Below are 18,629 nucleotides of genomic sequence, written 5' to 3'. Positions count from 1 at the left end.
CATCGACTATGAATTCTTACAAAGCAATTCGGTTACGACCTACATTGACCATAGGAAAATTAGTGATTCATATCTCATTTATCTTGTTGTGTGCGGTGTGTGTGTTTCCTTTTCTTGTCATTATCGGCACCTCATTTCAAACGGAAAATGACATTATCAAATTTGGCTACTCCATGATCCCCAAAAATTTTACGTTAGATGCGTATAAGGTGATTCTGCGTGAGCCAACTGTTCTGCTGAATTCGTATCTGGTTACAATCGGTACGACGATCATCGGTTCTTTGATTGGGATGTGGGTAACCACGACCTACGCCTATGCGATTTCGCGCAAAGATTATTCCTATCGTACGTTCCTTGCCTTTTTCATCTTCTTCACGATGCTCTTTCATGGCGGGATGGTTCCTTCTTATATCCTGATGGTGAAGTGGTTAGGACTCCGTAACAACATCTTGGCACTCATTTTGCCATATCTGATTAGCGGTTGGTTCGTGCTGTTGATGAAAGGTTTCTTGCAGACGATACCAGATGCCATTATTGAATCAGCTAAAATGGATGGCGCAGGCGAGCTGCGCATATTTACCCAAATTGTTTTGCAAATATCCAAACCAGCACTGGCAACATTAGGCCTGTTCTTTGCTCTCCAATACTGGAATGATTGGTGGCTGACCTTGCTTTACATGGATCAGAGCAATTTAATGAAGCTGCAATATTTACTTATTCGTGTTCTAAAAAATATGGAGTATTTGAATTCGGCTGAGGCCATTCAATATGGACTTGTGAAACCAGGGATGCAAGTACCTTCATTAACGGCTCGCATGGCGATGTGTATTTTGGCTGCAGGACCGATGCTGCTTGTTTTCCCACTGTTTCAGAAGTATTTCGTTCAGGGATTAACGGTAGGTTCTGTCAAAGGTTAATAGTTTCAGGTGCAGGAAAACCACGCTGCATCTGTAAATTATATAAAGACAAGATAAGGGAGGCAATCCACGTGAAAGGTCAAAAAACAAAAGCTTCAAAATGGTTTGGACCAGGAACATCCGTCTTGCTTGCAACAACGATTGTGATTAGCGGCTGCTCCACAACTGAAAAAGCAAGTGAAAGCGCAAGCCCAGCTGCTAGTACGGCAGCAAGTACGACAAGTACGAGTCCGACGAAAGATTATGTGGAAATTAGCTGGTTCATGCCCAAACCGATCGACAATATGAAAGATCAGGAAGCGGTTGAAGCGGCAGCGAACAAACTCATTAAGGAAAAATTGAATGCCAATGTAAAATTTAACTTAATTGATAATGCGGGATGGGAAGATAAGATCAAGCTGAAGTCCGCTGCCGGCGAGCCCTATGATCTCGTATTTACGTCCAATTCCTCTAATAACTTGAATGCGAATGTGCAAAAGGGTGCCTTTATGCCCCTCGATGACTTATTGCAGAAGTATGGTCAAAATATTTTGAAGAAAGTAGATCCTCGCGCTTGGAAAGCTGTTACTTACAAAGGGAAGATCATGGCGATACCTGCACAGACCCCTTATAGTCCGGCATCTGCTTATGTATTTAAGAAGGATTTAGTTGAGAAATATAAATTTGATTATAAGAACGTCAAGAGCCTTAGTGACTTAGAGCCATTCCTGAAAACGATTAAAGAAAATGAGCCAAACATGATTCCAGTTATTGCAACCGCTAATGGCGCGACTTCTGGCGTAGGATTACCTGACTATACTACCGTTGTAGGTGGGATATCTTTTAGCGAGAAGGATGGTAAATTCGTCAAGACCCTTGATATTCCGCAGAATTATGAAAATTATCGCGTTATGAATGATTTTTATAAGAAAGGCTACATTGCCAAGGATGCAGCGATCAAAACGGATTATCTAGCTGAAGCGAAATCCGGGAAATATGCCGTACTGCGCGATTCAGGCGGTTATACCGAGGATGGGTCGAAATCGACGAGCACGTATGGATTCCCAACGGTTGAAACATTCAGCTCCCAGCCGACCATTTCAACTGCTTCTATGACTGCTGCTGCGACAGCGATTAGTGCAACGTCGAAGAATCCAGAAAGAGCGATGATGCTGCTCGATTATATTTGGAGTGACAAGTACTTATTGAATACACTTGCTTATGGCGTTGAAGGTAAAAATTACACGGTTAAATCGGGTACGGTGAAAGATCCTAACCCAACGATTGAAGCTAAAAGCGGTGCTGAACAAACATGGGCGATTTGGCACAACTGGCTTGGGCCGCTTTGGGATCAATGGGATTCCAACTGGAATTCAACGAAAGCTTTGGAAGCGATGAGAAAAACAAACGACAACGGTAAGGCATCAGGTCTGCTCGGATTCGTCTTTAATAACGAGCCGGTCAAAACGGAAATTGCACAAATCAATGCCGTCAATAAAGAGGCAAACCCGATCTTTACGACGGGATCCATGCCGGACTACGCGAAGTATGTTGAGGATACGAAGAAGAAACTGGTTGATGCAGGTATAGATAAAATAATGGCTGAGATTCAGAAGCAATATGATGCTTGGAAGGCAGGTAAGTAACTAACTAACGACATGTTCTTGTGACAACAATGACGCTGCTGGACCTAGGCAGTGTCATTGTTTTCAAGAAGCCAATTAATCCACTAGGAAAAGGAGTTTAATGATGATTAAAAAGCTTTTAGGCATGATCGTAACAGCTTTAATTGTATACGCTTTCAATTCTGCGTTTCTGCCATCGGATGCTCGTGCGGAAGGAGCAACTCCTGAAGTTGGGTATGTAATCGATGAGGATTTCTCGTTCTTATCAGCCTTGACGCCAGGGAATAGTCAGCCATCCGGGTGGGATGTTCGCGCTGCAGGAGGGGCGCTGGTCTCCCTGTACAATACGAATTTCAAAATCAGCGACACGAGCACGGTGCTGCCCGTTTCTATGAATAAGAAATTCGTTTCGCAAAGCGAAGGTAGTTTGACGATGGAATTTCGAATTAAGCCTTTATCTGTTATCGACGGCTTGAAGTGGCAACTGCTCAGCAATGACGTCGCAGGCGTGAGTTTAATTACGCAAAACAATACGCTTAGTCTGGAGACCGGCGCCAACTCCGTTATTCCTCTGCAAACCTATACGGCAAACATTGAATATGGCATCAAGGTCGTTATCAACCTGAACACGCACACGACAGATGTGTATATCAATGGTGTGAGGAAGGCGAACGGTGCACCCTTCAAAAATGCCGTAACGAATCTGAATCAGTTTCAAGTGAAAACAGGCGACGCCTCCATGGGTGAGTTCTTCTTTGGTCCTTTGAAAATTTATAAAGGGTATGTCGTCAATGAGAGACTGATTTCAGTTGTTGACGGTGGTGCAATTCCACAAGATTGGACTGCGGTAACGTCAGGCGGCGCAATTACCGTCGGCAGCATGCTTAGTTCCCCGCAACCGGATATCAATAGTATGAAGCTGAACGCAAGCACGGCTACAGGCAGTATGAGCCTGACTAAAACCATCTCGCCAATGTCGGATAATTTTACCTACGATTTCAAGGTTCTTTACAAGCAGAAGGCGGATGGATTGGAAGCTGAGTTAAAAAGCGGCACGACGAGCGTCATCAAATTAACGACGGCTGGCGATAAATTGGCTTATGTTAACGGCAGCGGGCAACCTGTCTCGTTGGATTATTTAGCGAATCTGTGGACGCATATTCAGATCAAAGTGAACTGGGCGACGGCTACAGCGGATATTTATATCAATGATAAGCTTCAAGAGGGAGGCTTGGCGCTCGCTTCAGGCGTGACAACTGTTGACAGTATAAAATTTACAACACCCGGTTCGTATCGGGGAGAGATGTGGCTCGATGATATTCTCTTGTATAAAATGGTGCCCCTCCCGGTCGATTATGTACCTGCTCCTGTTGCAGTCAGTAAGAGCGTGGGCGCACCGCTTGTGGGCGTTCAGAGCTGCCCGATGTGGCGAGAAGGCCATCATCTGGGGTGGGATATGATTCAGCCTTACCCGGATCGGACGCCTCTTCTTGGATTCTACGACGAAGGCAACCCGGAAACGGCGGATTGGGAGTCGAAATGGCTGGAAGAGCATGGCATTGATTTCCAGATGTCCTGCTGGTTCAGACCCCTTGGCGGAGACACCAATCGGATGCCGATTAAAGATTCTTATTTATCCCATGCTTTGGATAACGGTTATTTTAATGGCGCGTATAGCGATCAAACCAAATTCGCGATTATGTTTGAAAACCTCAATTCCAAAGTTAAAGATGCTGCAGATTTCCGAACAAATCTGATTCCGTACTGGATTGAATATTATTTTAAAGATCCGCGTTATTTGAAGATCGACGGTAAACCTGTATTCACGATCTACAATTATGAAGAGTTATTCAATGCTTTTAAAGACAGCAATGGCAACGATCATGTGAAGGAGGAGCTGGATAACTTTCGGCTCGAAGTGCGCAACGCAGGGTTGGGGGATATGATCCTGCTGAACGTATATAACGGGACGGACTCCGCGCAGTTGGCTAAACGCAAAGCGGCTGGCTTTGATGGCGTGTATGCGTATTCCTGGGGCTCCTTTGGCGGACATCCGGAATTTCAGAAATTGAAAATGACGCAGGAGAAAGATGCTGGCGCCATCGATATTATCCCCGGTTTGAGCATGGGCAGAGATGATACGGCTTGGGGACTGAACTTCGGCTATTATGCGACGCCGTCGGAATTCGAGTCTTTGGCGCAGTGGACGAAAGATAGCTTTATGCCATCGCTTCCTGCGGGCAGCCTTGGCAAGAAGTTGGTGATGCTAGATAACTGGAATGAGTTTGGAGAAGGTCACTTTATTATGCCTGCGGGGCTAGCCGGTTTCGGGTATGTGGATGCCATTCGCAATGTGTTTGGAAGCAGTGCTCCGCATACGGACAGTGTGCCAACGCAAACGCAGAAAGAACGAATCAATACCCTGTATCCCGCAGGGAGAGTCGTTCCTAATTTGAACCAACCCCAGCCAGTGATGGCCAATGTCTACGGGAATATGTGGGAATTCAATACGCCGGGCGATGCAGAGGGTTGGACTGTTGAGAAGCAGATTGTGGGCGTGACCGTACAGGACGGCACCTTTTCGGGGGTAACGAATAATACCGATCCCGGCATACGTTCTGCTGATCACCTTGGAATCAAGGCAGAGGATATTCCTTATATCGTGATTCGAATGAAGAACAGCGCGAATGATATCGACGGCCGCTTCTTCTTTACGACAGAGGCAGATGGCACTTGGAATGAGGCTAAGGCTGTCGGCTTCTATGTAAATCCGTTGGATAGTAATTATACGGAATATGTCATTGAGGCGTGGAGAAACAAGAACTGGACGGGGACGATTCGGCAAATGCGGATCGATCCGATTTCCGCTGTAGGACCTATTAGCATCGATTACATTCGAACCATTTATTCCCCGCAGCCTGGTATTCGGACTTACGTCGACGGCGTATACAAACCGTTCAGCCAGCCAGCACTTATGCAAGACGGCGTCGTCATGATGCCTATGAAAGAGACCTACCTGCAAATCGGGGCGAAGCCGGAATGGGATCCTGCGACCAATACCCTGTTGGCAGTGAAAGATAATGTTGTCTATAAAGTGAAGGTTGGCGATAGCATCGCTTACAAAGGAAATCAGGCGATTACGTTAGAGCATGCACCTGTCAAGCTGGCGAACGGAACGGTGATGGTGCCGCTTAGCTATCTTCACCAAGCTTTTGGCGCGATAACGAAGTGGAATGCAGCTGCGCAAAAAGTGGATATATATCCAACGGCGATCACATGGGATTTTACGACGAGCAGCGGTTGGACGGCCAACAGTCAGATTGCGAATCCCGTTGTTGCGAATGGCGTCTTCAGCGGAACTTCAAACGGGGTATCGGGAAGTGTCCAGCCAACGATTCTTTCACCGGATAATTTGGAATTTGCCGCTTCGGATATTAGACGGATCCGCGTCCGAATGAACAACATGACAAGCGGCAACGAGGCGAAAATTTATTTTACGACGACCGCGGATAGCACTTGGAATGAGGCGAAAATGCTCTCGTCTTATATCCTCCCTAACGATGCCGTTTATCGGGAATATGTATTTGATACGTCGAGTCTAGCTGCCTGGACGGGAACCATTAAGCAGATTCAAGTTGTGCCAACGACAGCATCCGGAGCCTTCAGTCTGGATTCTGTTCAATTGGAAATTACGCCGACGGTTGCTGTCAAAGGGGATAATCTGATTGATGATCCAGGGTTTGAAGGAAGTCAATCGTCTCAATTCGGAATGTCGGATGCGACGTTTACCAAAGATACGAGTCAGTTTCATAGCGGTCATCAGTCGGTGAAAATCACGAAAACGACGCGCTACGGAGGCATTAAATTTCCAGTAAGTGTGGAAAAAGGGAAGGCTTATACGTACTCCGCATGGGCGAAATTGGCGACTGGTGCGACAACGAACGAACCGCTGAGGCTCGGTCTCCAATATAATCTGGACGGGGGACCTCCCAAGCAATTCATTATGTTTACAAGTCCTGGCTTGAAGGCGGGAGACTGGACGCAGGTCGAAGGCACTTACACTATTCAGGAATCAGGAGTTGTATCGAACGTTCTGATGTTCCTCTACACGGAGTACAGTAATCCGAATAGTCCTGGCAGCATTTATTATGTCGATGACGTATCGGTTAAACCGATGACGGATTCGGGAAGTTCGGCTTGGATTCATCCTACAGATGTGAGCTTGAATGCGACGGCAACCACGGTAGGTCAAGGTAAAACCAAGGCATTCGTTCCGCAATTTACACCAGTGAATGTAAGTAACAAAGAAGTGATCTGGCGTTCGAGCCATCCAAGTGTAGCGACTGTGGATGTGAACGGCATGGTGTATGGCGCGAGCTTAGGCACAGCAACGATAACGGCAACGACGGTAGATGGCGGAAAAGTCGCATCTGTGCTCGTCACCGTAGATGCTACGGTTTCAGTTACGGGAGTGTCGCTAACACCAACTTCACTCAGCTTGTCGCTCGGCACTCAGCAAACGCTTGTCCCGACGGTAACACCGGCCAATGCAACCAATAAGCTCATCAAATGGGAATCCGTGAATCCCGTTGTGGCGGCCGTCGATACCAATGGGATCGTTACAGGCGTGGGTACGGGCATAACCCAAATTAAAGCAACCTCGGATGATTCCGGTAAGCAAGCTATCGTTACGGTTACGGTAACAGCACTGACGAACGTTGTAAAAGGCTCAAACCTGATTGTAGATCCTGGCATGGAAGGCAGTATATTAGCGACTCCTAACTACGCTTATCAGGCCGTACCTTCCCTGACTTCGGCGGAACAACATTCGGGCCAGCAGTCCTTACTGTTGACGAAGACAGATCAATACGGAGGCGTTAAATTTCCTGTCCCACTCGTAAAGGGCAAACCCTATTACTATTCAACCTGGGCGAAACTAGCATCTGCTCCTACTTCCACCGAGACGATTAGGATCGGCTTGCAGTATAAACTAGACGGTAATCCTATAGTTAAGCAGTATATTATGTTCATCAGTCCATCTCTAAATGCTACAGAATGGAAACAAGTGCAAGGGAGTCTCATTATTAACGAAACGGGTGTTGTAACCGAAACGACCATGTTTTTATACACCCAAACTCCGAATATCGGCACGCCGTTCTATGTGGATGACGTGGAAATCAGACCATTGACCGTCGATGATGTGCCTCCCGTTACGGTCAGTGACGCGCCGTCCGGCTGGCAGACAACGGCTCAGGTTGTTCACTTGACGGCGAGTGACTCGGAAAGTGGCGTCGCAGGCACGTTCTACAGCTTGGATCACGGCGCTTACGTGGCTGGGAATACGATCTCCATCGCTGCCGAAGGTGCGCACACGCTGGATTTTTACAGCAAGGATTTGGCTGGTAATCAGGAAGCGACGCAAACCGTCACTGTCCGAATCGACAGTACGGTTCCAACGACAACGGCTGTCGTTGTCCCATCAGCGCCAGACGGACCGAGCGGCAGTTATCTCAATCCTGTTACGGTCACGCTAAATGGTTCTGATAACTTGTCTAGCGTTGGTCAGGTCGTCTATAGCGTGAATAACGGAGTGACATGGACGCCTTACACAGCTGCGCTTACCTTTGATAAGCAGGGGGCCTATACACTCCAGTACCGTGCGACCGACTTAGCGGGCAATAGCGAGACAGCCAAGAGCATAAGCTTCAATCTCGCCGCTACAGCGGTGAAGGTTCAGCTCAAAGACAGCACCGGCAATCTGTTAAGCGGCGGAGTAGTTAAATACTACGACGGCGGATGGAAAGATTTTGGCGTAACGGATGTCTTGGGAAATGCCAGCAAGTCGTTACAGGATAAAGGCTATACCTTTGGCATCACGTATGAGGGAACGTATAAGGAAATTGTACAACATACAGGAACGGACGCTGTCGTCGTATTTCAGACCGTCAAGGCCAAGGTACAGTTAAAGGATAGTCTGGGGAATCCGCTCGATAGTGGTACGGTGAAGTATTATGCAGGAACCTGGCGGACTATCGGCAATACAAGCGGAGGCGAGATCAGCAAGGAGGTACTGCCTAGCTCCTATACCTTTGGCATGACGTATGGGGGAAGATATAAGGAAATCGTACAAAATATAGGAACAGACCCCGTAGTCATATTCCAGACGGTCAAGGTCACTGTACAGCTTAAGGACAGCCAAGGGAATCTGTTAGACGGTGGTGTGGCAACCTACTATGCGGGAAGTTGGCAGACGATTGGCACTACAACAAGCGATGGCGTTAGAAAGGAATTATTGCCTGGTTCTTATACCTTTGGCATGACTTACAATGGCACTTACAGAGAGATCGTCAGAGACATCTCCACAGATCCCACAGTTATTTTTCAACTATAGAAGGAGTTATGAAGCCTCCCCTTCCGGGGGGAGGTACTTCTCACAAACAAAGGAGCTTATCATCGTGACCAAAATAAAAGTAGGTATTATCGGTTTAGGAGAAGTTGCGCAAATGGTTCATTTGCCGATACTGGAGTCCCTGTCTGAGCTTTATGAGATCGAGGCAATTTGTGATATTTCCCCCCAACTGTTAGCCAAGATTGGGGAGAAGTATCGCGTGAAACAGCTATATCTGAACATGGCTGATATGCTTGAACAGTCTGATCTTGACGCTGTCTTTGTACTGAATAATATGGAATATCACACGGAATGTACAATTGCAGCATTGAATAAGAACATTCACGTATTTGTAGAAAAGCCCATGTGCATTACGCAAGGTGAGGCGAACGCCATTATTCAAGCGCGCGACGCCTCACGCGCACATGTCATGGTAGGTTACATGCGGCGTTTTGCTCCGGCCTATCTTCAGGCGCTCGAGGAGGTTAAGACATTAGGACCGATCATTTATGCTCGTGTACGGGACATCATTGGTCCTAATCAATTTTTCACGCGTCAATCTAGCCCTATTTATCGTTTTAATGATATCCCTGCCCAAGCCGCACAGGATCGCAAAGAGCGGAATGCCAGACTAATGAGAGAGGCGATAGGCAATTTGCCAGATGAGATGTATGGCGCCTACGGCTTGTTGTTAGGACTCAATAGTCATGACATTTCGGCGATGCGAGAGTTAATTGGCATGCCACTCCGCGTCAAAGCAGCATCCTCATGGTTGGGGGGAAGATTCAAGAATGCGATCTTTGAATATGAGGGTTTTAACGTGACCTTTGAGACAGGTATGGATCAACAAGGCAGATTTGATGGACATATCGAGGTATTTGGCGAGAATAAGTCGATTCTAGTCCAATACGATACCCCGTATATTAGACAGCTGCCAACGACACTGCATGTTAGTGAGACGATTGGAGACAGCTTTGATCGATCAACGGTCCGACCGACCTACAAGGATGCTTATGTGGTTGAGTTGGAATACTTCCATGAAGTCGTAACGAAGGGGATATCCCCTAAAACGACACCTGAGGATTACTTGCAGGATTTAATTATCTTTGGAATGATTATGGATGCCATTCAGCAGTAACTAGGAAAAGACCGAATTCCACCCCATATTAGGTGGTTTCGGTCTTTTATTTAACCATTTTTAGAAGAATCTACGTAATTCAAAGTATACATTTAGGCGCGTATTCGCTACTTTTAAATTAAATATACTCGAAATTCAAGTGGAGATGAATACAACATGGAGACGATACAGGTTCGAAATCATTTATCACAAGTAAGCAAGAAACTGCAAACAGGACATTTGACGTTAGGGTTCATTGGTGGATCTATTACAGAAGATGGCAGCGCGTTGTTGAATTGGCCAGAGCCAGTCTCACGTTGGTTTGTCGAATCGTTTCCCCATGCACGCATTACGGTGGAGAATGCAGCGATTGGTGCGACTGGGAGCGATTTGGCTGTATTTCGTGCAGAGCGAGATTTGATTAACCGCCACTGTGATCTGATTTTTATTGAATTTGCTGTCAATGACTACCTTACACCTTCCGAACAGCGGATGCGTGCCAGAGAGGGATTGATCCGTAAACTGCTGGCAGATGGACGTAGTGAACTTGTGATTATCTATACCTATAGCCAGAAAATGTACGAGGAGATGTCACAGGGTAAGGTTCCTGCTAGTATCGCTGAATTCGAAGAGTTAGCAGTGCATTACGGTATCAGCTCAGTTTGGGTGGGAAAGCACGCTTTGCTGGAAGTGAAGAAAGGCCTTATGACTTGGGAGGAATGGCTGCCTGATGGGCTGCATCCTAGGCACAGAGGCAGTCTGAGTTATGGACAATGTGTAATCTCCTTTTTGGAAAAAGAATTAATAACGGCCTCAGATCTGGATAGCGAAGTGACCTCTAGAACGCTCGCAACGCCGTTAAATGCGCATCATTGGGGGAATGTGAGTACGCTCTCCTTCGAAGAAGTCCAATTGGAAGGCCCTTGGATGATTAGACGAGCAGCAGCTCACATGCCTAGGGTTGATCAGATTTTGACCACAGCAGCAATCGGCGCGAAGCTATCCTTTTCATTTACAGGCATGGGAGTAGCGCTAGCTTTCGATTTTGGCAAAAGGTCCGCTGAATTCACGTATCAACTCGACGGGGGTCCTGCGATCACGACTTGTCGGGATCGGCCTAGCTGGTGCAATGACGGAGGATGGTTCCGCATCTACTGGCTTGCGGATGATCTGGAGGAAGGGCTGCATCATGTTGAGCTGGAGGTTGTTCACGGCAATCGAGAGGAATGCACCGGGACGAATTTTCATTTGGGACTTATTGGAATTGTAAAGAAAGAGGTGCAAGAGGATGAAACTACTTTTAAATGAAGACTGGCAGCTAACGTGGGAACCACTCTATCGCCAGACGGCAGATTATTTACAAGTTAAAAATAAACAACAGAATTGGCTGCGGGCCGATTTGCCCTGTGATGTGCATATGCCGCTCATCGCGCAAGGGATTATCGCGGAGCCGCTAGTAGCGGATCAGTGCTTTTCGAGTGAATGGACGGAGAACCGTTCTTGGTGGTTTAAGAAGAAAGTTGTGCTGACGGAAGAACATATGCGTTCAGAGCGAATACGCCTTCAATTTGATTCTTTGGATGTGGAAGCAGATATCTGGTTGAATGATTGTCATCTTGGCCATCATCGTAGTGCTTTTTATCCGTTTGCTTGTGATGTAAAAGGTAAAGCGCAATTAGGCGTTAATCAACTCTTTGTCCGCGTTACCTCTGGTTTAGAGCTCTATTCAGAGAACGATCTTGCCCTCATTAGCGAGGCGAAAGTGGTGTATGAGAACGAGCAGATCGGGCATAGAGGCGACCATCGCCGTGGCATGCTGCGCAAGCCGCAATATGTATTTGGTTGGGATTGGGGACCAAGGGTTGCGACATGCGGGATCATGGGTGAGGTGAGTATGGAATTTGCCCATGGTGTTCAAATTCGCGACATTCATGTCACAACGACAAGCTTAGATGCTGTGAGCAAAGCTGCACACGTACAGTTTCAATTAGAGCTTGAGAATCTGCACCCTTTTCAAACGTTAGAAACGGAGTTGAAGCTGGAGCTTCTTTTTAATGATAAGGAAGTTCAGCTTATTCAAAAGGATTGTTGTCTTCGGTCTGGGCTGAACTATATCGCCATCCCAATGGAGGTGTCTGACGCTAAGCTTTGGTGGCCTAATGGGATGGGCGAGCAGCCGCTGTATACGATTCGGGCGACTCTCCAGACGACAACGCGCACAGTGGAATATCCCTCTTTTTCATTTGGGATTCGTACATTGCACTTAAACATGGATAAAATTCCGGAGAGTCAGGATGAACGATCATTTACTTTTGAAATCAACGGTGTTGCACTCTTCAGTAAAGGTGGAAATTGGATACCGGCTGATTCCATCTATGCGCGGGTTACGGATGCCAAATATGAGGCATTGCTGAGTGAAGCGAAGGAAGCCAACTTCAACATGCTACGTGTGTGGGGAGGGGGTATCTATGAAAAAGATATTTTCTATAACAAATGTGATGAGTACGGCATTCTGATTTGGCATGATTTCATGTTCACCTGTGCGAAATATCCAGATCACTTGGCATGGTTTCGGGACGAAGTAGAGCGTGAGATGGATTACCAGACGCGGAGGCTCCGCAATCATTGTGCGCTCGCGCTCTGGTGCGGCAACAATGAGAATCATTGGGGATTTGAGGAATGGTGGAATGAGACAGAAGCTGCTGCTTTCTATGGGGGAGCGGCCTGTTACAATGACATCGCGCCACGCATTGTCCAGCAGAATTGCCCGTCGATTCCCTATTGGAACAGCTCGCCTTACGGTGGTGAGCACCCGAATGGCACACAAGCCGGCGATACGCATCATTGGAATGATTGCATGATGCATGTCGACATGGAGAAGCGCATTACACCCGAGGAGTATGACAAGGTGAAGGCTAAGTTTGTCTCGGAATACGGCTACATCGGCCCCTGCCGGAATGCATCCACGGAAATCTACCATCATGGTCAGCAACTGGAGCTAGATAGCAAGCTTTGGCAGCTTCATACGAACATATTTGAAAAAGACACGGTACTTGCCGGCATAAACAAACATTATTTGGCTACTGAACATGTAGAAATTGACGATTACTTGCTTTACGCAGGCTTATGTCAGGGTGTCATGCTGGGGTATTCACTTGAAGCGATGCGCACGAAGTTGTTTTGTTCTGGCGCATTATTTTGGATGTACAACGACTGCTGGGGGGAGGTTGGCTGGTCGATCATTGATTATTACCTAACTCGCAAAATCTCTTATTATTTTGTGAAAAGGGCATTAGCACCGGTAAAACTTATTTTACGTGAGCAAGATGGGATGATTCAGCTTACAGCCATCAATGAAACTAGCTCGGTTATTCGCGAAGTCCTAGAATACGGCCTTATCTACTTTGATGGAAGCGAGAAGCAATCGATGCAGGTAAAGGTTGAACTCCAGCCATTCTCGCGGGAAGTCGTTCTGCAATGGGCAACACCTGCCTATCTTTCAAGAGAGGCGTGTATCTTTGTCAGATCGTTAAGTGAATCCAGCGAAATACTCCCAGCTGTGATAATAAACGAAGTGGTTCGCAATCTGATTTTGTCTGAAGCACACTTACAAGTGTCCAACATCCAAGTCATCGAAGCTGGGCTGATTCGTTGCACGGTTTCAAGCGGAGCATTTGCGCATGCGGTTCATTTTGGATTAGACGAAACGATTCAGTTAAGTGACGAATATTTCGACTTGCTCCCAGGTGAGAAGCGGGATATTACGATACGACACGGGGCGATTTCGCTCACAGCAGATCAGATTCTACCACGATCAATCACACTACATAAGAAAGAAGGCGGCGTATAAAATGAAGCAGAAATTTGCGGTGCAACTGTATACCTTGCGTAACGAATGTGAGCAGGATTTTCCAGGGGTGCTAAGAGAACTGAAACAGATGGGTTGGGCAGGGGTTGAACTGGCAGGTCTGCATAGTTACTCGGCCGAAGAAATTGCTGAAGTGCTGCAAGAAACAGGTTTACAAACGGCGGGGATGCATGTTTCCTTTCAGCGTTTAAGCAGTGAGCTGGAGGGGGTGCTTGAGGAGGCACGATTTTTTAAAACGACTACCTTAATCTGTCCCTCCGTCCCCCATGAGCTTCGGAATGAGGAAGGTTATCAACAATTTCGGCATGGATTGAATGAGATTGCGAAGCAAATACAGCCGGATGGCTTTACACTCAGCTTCCACAACCATGCGTTTGAGTTTGAAACTAGCATAGATGGTACGAACGCTTTGGAATACCTCCTTGATCCTTCGGAGGATAATACCATATTGGCTGAAATTGATGTGTATTGGGTGCAGAAAGCTGGGCAGGATCCGGCTGCATTTATTCGGTCGTACAGCCGTCGGATGCCAACGATGCACTTGAAAGATATGAGCGACGATGAGAGTCGGACGTATGCGGAAATTGGCACGGGAGTGATCGATTTCGACCCTATTTTGCTATGGGGAGAGGGGAATGGCGTTGCCTGGTACGTTGTGGAGCAGGATGTGTGCCCAGGCAATCCAATGGACTGCGTCAAGCTTAGCTTAACGAACTTGCACCGAATAGCGGATAGACTTGGAGAGAACACCTAGTCCCATGAAGAAAGAGATGAAGGCTGCCGAGATCAATTGATCTCGGCAGCCTTCTTAGCTAATGGGCAAAATAATGGAATTTATACCCAATAAATATAGTATAATCGTGTTAGGTGATGATAATGAGGAATATTGAAGTAACTTCACAAACACTAAGGTTATTAAACTCAACTGGCAAAGTGGTAGTCGTGGACTTTGAACAATGTAATGAAAACTGGATTGCATACAACAAAAGAAATAATACATGGACGGAAGAAGAATACAAGCAATTTAGGAGTCAAAGTAAATGCGTTGGGCAAAGGGACATCTGCGCGAAGCCACCTCAGTTTGAATTTTTTACAAGACCATTTACTAAAGTGCAGTTAAAGAATAAAGATGAGTTCATAGAGTTACAGAAGATGATTTGGGACGCTGGGTGGACCACATTTGATTTAAGCTAACAAGAAACTATAGTTGCGGGTAGGGTTGCTTAATTACATCACGGATTAGGGGTGATTGTTGTAAATGCAATTTTAATTACCTTGTTAAAGATATGGAAGACTATAACGTAGCGATGGAACCAATCCATCGCTTGTTTTCGTTTCTGTGCGATCCGCTCAACTATCGGGTAGGATTTGCACAAACAATAGTTGTGCAGCAACCAATTATACAGAGTCAAGATTCCAGTTTTCCTAAAGAGGAAAACTGGAATCTTTCTATTAAACGCCCAAGAATGGTGTTATATTTATGGCAGAATGTTGCTATCACTCGAAAGTGTAGGTGTTGTATAAAGATGAATGATGTTCCAACTCAAGAAAAGGGTGAAAGCAACAGTAGAACCAAGTCATTGCTTGAGGTGTTAGCTGTTTCCACGAAACTAGGACTAACTTCGTTTGGTGGTCCGATTGCTCATCTTGGATATTTTCATAGTGAATATGTTAAACGAAGGAAATGGATGGACGAACGCGGCTATGCTGATCTTGTTTCCCTTTGTCAATTCTTACCGGGTCCTGCCAGCAGTCAGGTGGGAATTGGCATTGGCGTGATACGGGCAGGACTATTGGGAGGTTTTTTTGCGTGGATTGGTTTTACTCTTCCTTCGGTGATTGCTTTAGTTCTTTTTGCTTTTCTTCTTAAAGGATTTGATGTGGGAAATGCTGGGTGGATTCACGGTCTAAAATTAGTGGCTGTTGCAATTGTAGCTCAAGCGGTCTTGGGAATGGGACAAAAACTTACGCCAGATAGACAACGTGTCACTATAGCCATTGTTGCTACAACCATGACACTGCTTTGGCAAACGGCAGTTAGTCAAATCGTAATCATTGTTTTAGCAGGGTTAATTGGTTTGTTCCTATACAAAGGAAACGTGGAATCGAACTTACCTGAAATCAAAGTACCTATTGGTCGTTCTACTGGAATCATTAGTTTAGTCCTTTTTTTGGCTTTATTCATTTTACTGCCCGTCATGCGTAATATAACCTCATTTCATTGGTTAGCCGTCTTTGATAGTTTCTATCGATCCGGTTCTCTTGTATTTGGGGGTGGGCATGTTGTTCTGCCATTACTTGAAAGAGAAGTAGTTCCTGTCGGCTGGCTGACAAAAGAAGAATTTCTTGCTGGATATGGTGCTGCTCAAGCAGTTCCGGGACCGTTATTTACTTTTGCGGGGTATTTGGGTGCGATATTGGGAGGATGGCTTGGTGCAATCGTTGCAACAATTGGCATATTTCTTCCAGCCTTTTTACTCGTAGTCGGAGCACTACCATTTTGGGGTACACTTCGCAGCAAACCCAAAATTCAAGCGGCGTTAGTAGGGATTAACGCTGCTGTTGTTGGAATTTTACTAGCCGCTTTGTATAATCCAATTTGGACGAGTTCCATACTTTCTCCTGTGGATTTTGCTCTTACTGCTATCCTATTTATCATGCTTGTATTCTGGAAATTACCACCTTGGGTAGTGGTCATTAGTGGTGCATTAGGAGGGACACTTGTCTCCTTTTTATAATTATTAAGTATTATGAAGACTAACATAGTCTTCTTTTGTCAATAAGCTTACGGGAAACGATACAAGAGGGGCAATATTCATGTCGGATAACAACCAGGTTTGCGAGTTTGAATTACCCGAAATCAATCTTTTTGGATTGTGTATCACTTCCCCCTTTAAGGTCCATCTTCCTGAAAGAGTAGAAGAAATGAAAAAGGAATTTTTCAGACGCAAAAATGAAATTCGAAGCATAACTCATCCTGAACGTTACGTGAGTCCAAGCTTTTCTTCGGAGATTCTGTTTACTTACATCGTTTGCATGGAAGTGGCTGAAATTACGGATGTACCAGAAGGGATGTTAAGGCTTTACGATACCTCCCCATCGTTATGCAAAAGTAAAATCAACCAGTGACCCCTATCGAGTAATTCACGATTATTTGAAAGCGAACAACAAGCAAAACAATAACAGAGCACTCTCATTCGAAATTTATCATTTTGAAAATCCTGTATGGCCCGATGAAGCTGAGGTATATATCCCAATGAAGGATTAAGCTAACAAATTACGTTTGTTGAATAAACATATTCTGAGAGGCTGCCGTTACGATGGGCAGCTTCATTACGTTAAAGGGCAGAATATCGTAGCGAAACATTAAGTATTTGGCACCGTATAGAGTTATACCTACATCTTTTGGAAAGTCGTTGTATGAGGTGAAACTGTCACAGCAGCAGTAAAGCATTTGGAATGAAATTAAGAAGCGGAGTGATTATTTGAAAATGAAAGATGTCGGAAATGGTGCTTTCATAGGCGTTGGAATTGCTTTAGGTGTCGCATTTGGAGCAGTATTCGGTAATGTAGGTCTTGGAATTGTATTTGGAATTGTAGTCGGATCAGCAATCGCTTTGTTTAGAAATAACAAAAATAAAGATTAATAATTAAGGTAAACTACTCACTTTATTACTAGAAAAAATCATTACTTCACAAACGTATACTATAGTGTGGCGATGGAGTCGATCCATCGCCTGTTTTCTTTCCTGGCGTTCCTCTCAACTATCGGGCAGTTTAGTGAAATAGCAAAGGAGTAAGAATGTTATAGAATGGAAACTTTTTACATGTTCCCTTCGTCTTATTTTTAAAGAACTAAATTTTGGAAGGATGATACAATGATGTCGAAGAAAAAACAGATTTGGATTATATCCATCACATCGTTGTTAGTGATTTATTTACTTTTCTTTCCCAATCTAACGGCAGAATTAGCGGTTAGGAAGCATTTATTCTTCTCTCTCCATCCAATAAAAGCCTTCAGTGTTCAAGTTGAGGGGAAAGGTAGCACTTCTTTTGGGGGAGCAAAATTATACTATGTTAACGAAATATCCAAATCATTTATTTGGGTGAAGAAAAATTGGTTAGGCTATCGTGTGATAGGTGATGGAACTGGACCATGATTTATACGAACGCACTGAGATCCAATGCTTGTTCAACTAACGGATAACGTTGTTCAATAAGAAACCTAGATGAGGCTGCCGGCATTAAGCGGCAGCCTTGTTGAAGTAGCGGGCAGCTTAACGTAACTTCCAAGTAATGGAATCATATAAAGTAAGACGATTCAGGAGGGAAATTCGTGAAATAAGAAACAAAATAGAGGAGAGTGAATAAAAAATGGTTTTTCAACAGTTACTTTTACTAAAGTTATTATTCATGATTAGTCTAAGTTTCTCAATTTTATTAATTATCCTTTATCCACTACTACTAAAATATAGTAAGACATTTGCCTTAATTGCGATCATCTTCGGTGGAATATTTTTACTCTTTAATTTATACTATGGTCTTGTTAACTCAGTTTCACGTCAATGGATATTCGGGTTTTGATAAGTGCCCCAATTAGCTGGAGTGAACCGACTTTATTAACCTCCCTCGGTATGATTTAATTTCCTCACGCAAGCTCGTCTATTCGCAGGATTTCATCCTTTAGATATCAATGACGAATGAAAGATAGCGAGATATATTAGGATGTTTCGTT

Annotated in this window: 11 protein-coding genes; all 11 read left to right on the top strand. The window is 45.2% G+C overall.

The window, feature by feature from the left end:
* Positions 1 to 8 precede the first annotated feature (8 nt).
* A complete protein-coding gene (locus AC58QM_RS07815; RefSeq protein ID WP_173117801.1) occupies positions 9 to 917 on the top strand; it encodes a carbohydrate ABC transporter permease in 909 nt (302 codons plus the stop codon).
* Between the two features lie 71 nt (positions 918 to 988).
* Positions 989 to 2,542 carry an ABC transporter substrate-binding protein gene (locus AC58QM_RS07810; protein WP_497282816.1) on the top strand — a complete coding sequence of 518 codons (1,554 nt, stop codon included), beginning with the start codon at positions 989 to 991 and terminating at the stop codon, positions 2,540 to 2,542.
* 103 nt (positions 2,543 to 2,645) lie between these two features.
* A complete protein-coding gene (locus AC58QM_RS07805; RefSeq protein WP_497282814.1) occupies positions 2,646 to 8,912 on the top strand; it encodes an OmpL47-type beta-barrel domain-containing protein in 6,267 nt (2,088 codons plus the stop codon).
* Positions 8,913 to 8,976: 64 nt separating this feature from the next.
* Positions 8,977 to 10,047, top strand: coding sequence for a Gfo/Idh/MocA family protein (locus AC58QM_RS07800; RefSeq protein ID WP_497282813.1), 1,071 nt, complete (start codon positions 8,977 to 8,979; stop codon positions 10,045 to 10,047).
* 156 nt (positions 10,048 to 10,203) lie between these two features.
* Entirely contained in the window at positions 10,204 to 11,334 is a 1,131-nt protein-coding gene (locus AC58QM_RS07795) for an SGNH/GDSL hydrolase family protein (protein WP_497282811.1), read from the top strand.
* Positions 11,315 to 13,876, top strand: a complete 2,562-nt coding sequence (locus AC58QM_RS07790; RefSeq protein ID WP_497282809.1) for a glycoside hydrolase family 2 protein — start codon at positions 11,315 to 11,317, stop codon at positions 13,874 to 13,876. The genes AC58QM_RS07795 and AC58QM_RS07790 overlap by 20 nt, the downstream gene beginning before the upstream one ends.
* Position 13,877: 1 nt before the next feature.
* A complete protein-coding gene (locus AC58QM_RS07785) occupies positions 13,878 to 14,648 on the top strand; it encodes a sugar phosphate isomerase/epimerase family protein (RefSeq protein ID WP_497282808.1) in 771 nt (256 codons plus the stop codon).
* 772 nt (positions 14,649 to 15,420) lie between these two features.
* On the top strand, positions 15,421 to 16,632 hold the full coding sequence (locus AC58QM_RS07780; protein ID WP_497282806.1) for a chromate transporter: 1,212 nt from the start codon (positions 15,421 to 15,423) through the stop codon (positions 16,630 to 16,632).
* A gap of 79 nt (positions 16,633 to 16,711) precedes the next feature.
* On the top strand, positions 16,712 to 17,023 hold the full coding sequence (locus AC58QM_RS07775) for a hypothetical protein (RefSeq protein WP_497282805.1): 312 nt from the start codon (positions 16,712 to 16,714) through the stop codon (positions 17,021 to 17,023).
* Positions 17,024 to 17,379: 356 nt separating this feature from the next.
* Positions 17,380 to 17,541: a hypothetical protein gene (locus AC58QM_RS07770; protein WP_497282803.1), complete on the top strand. Its 162-nt coding sequence runs from the start codon at positions 17,380 to 17,382 to the stop codon at positions 17,539 to 17,541.
* A gap of 231 nt (positions 17,542 to 17,772) precedes the next feature.
* Positions 17,773 to 18,054 (top strand): YjcN family protein, encoded by a 282-nt coding sequence (locus AC58QM_RS07765; protein ID WP_497282801.1) that lies wholly within the window; start codon positions 17,773 to 17,775, stop codon positions 18,052 to 18,054.
* The last annotated feature ends 575 nt before the right edge of the window (positions 18,055 to 18,629 follow it).

This window comes from Paenibacillus sp. J22P165, assembly GCF_059692015.1.
The sequence above is the reverse complement of the archived record's forward strand: the minus strand, read 5'-3'. Positions and strand labels throughout refer to the sequence as shown.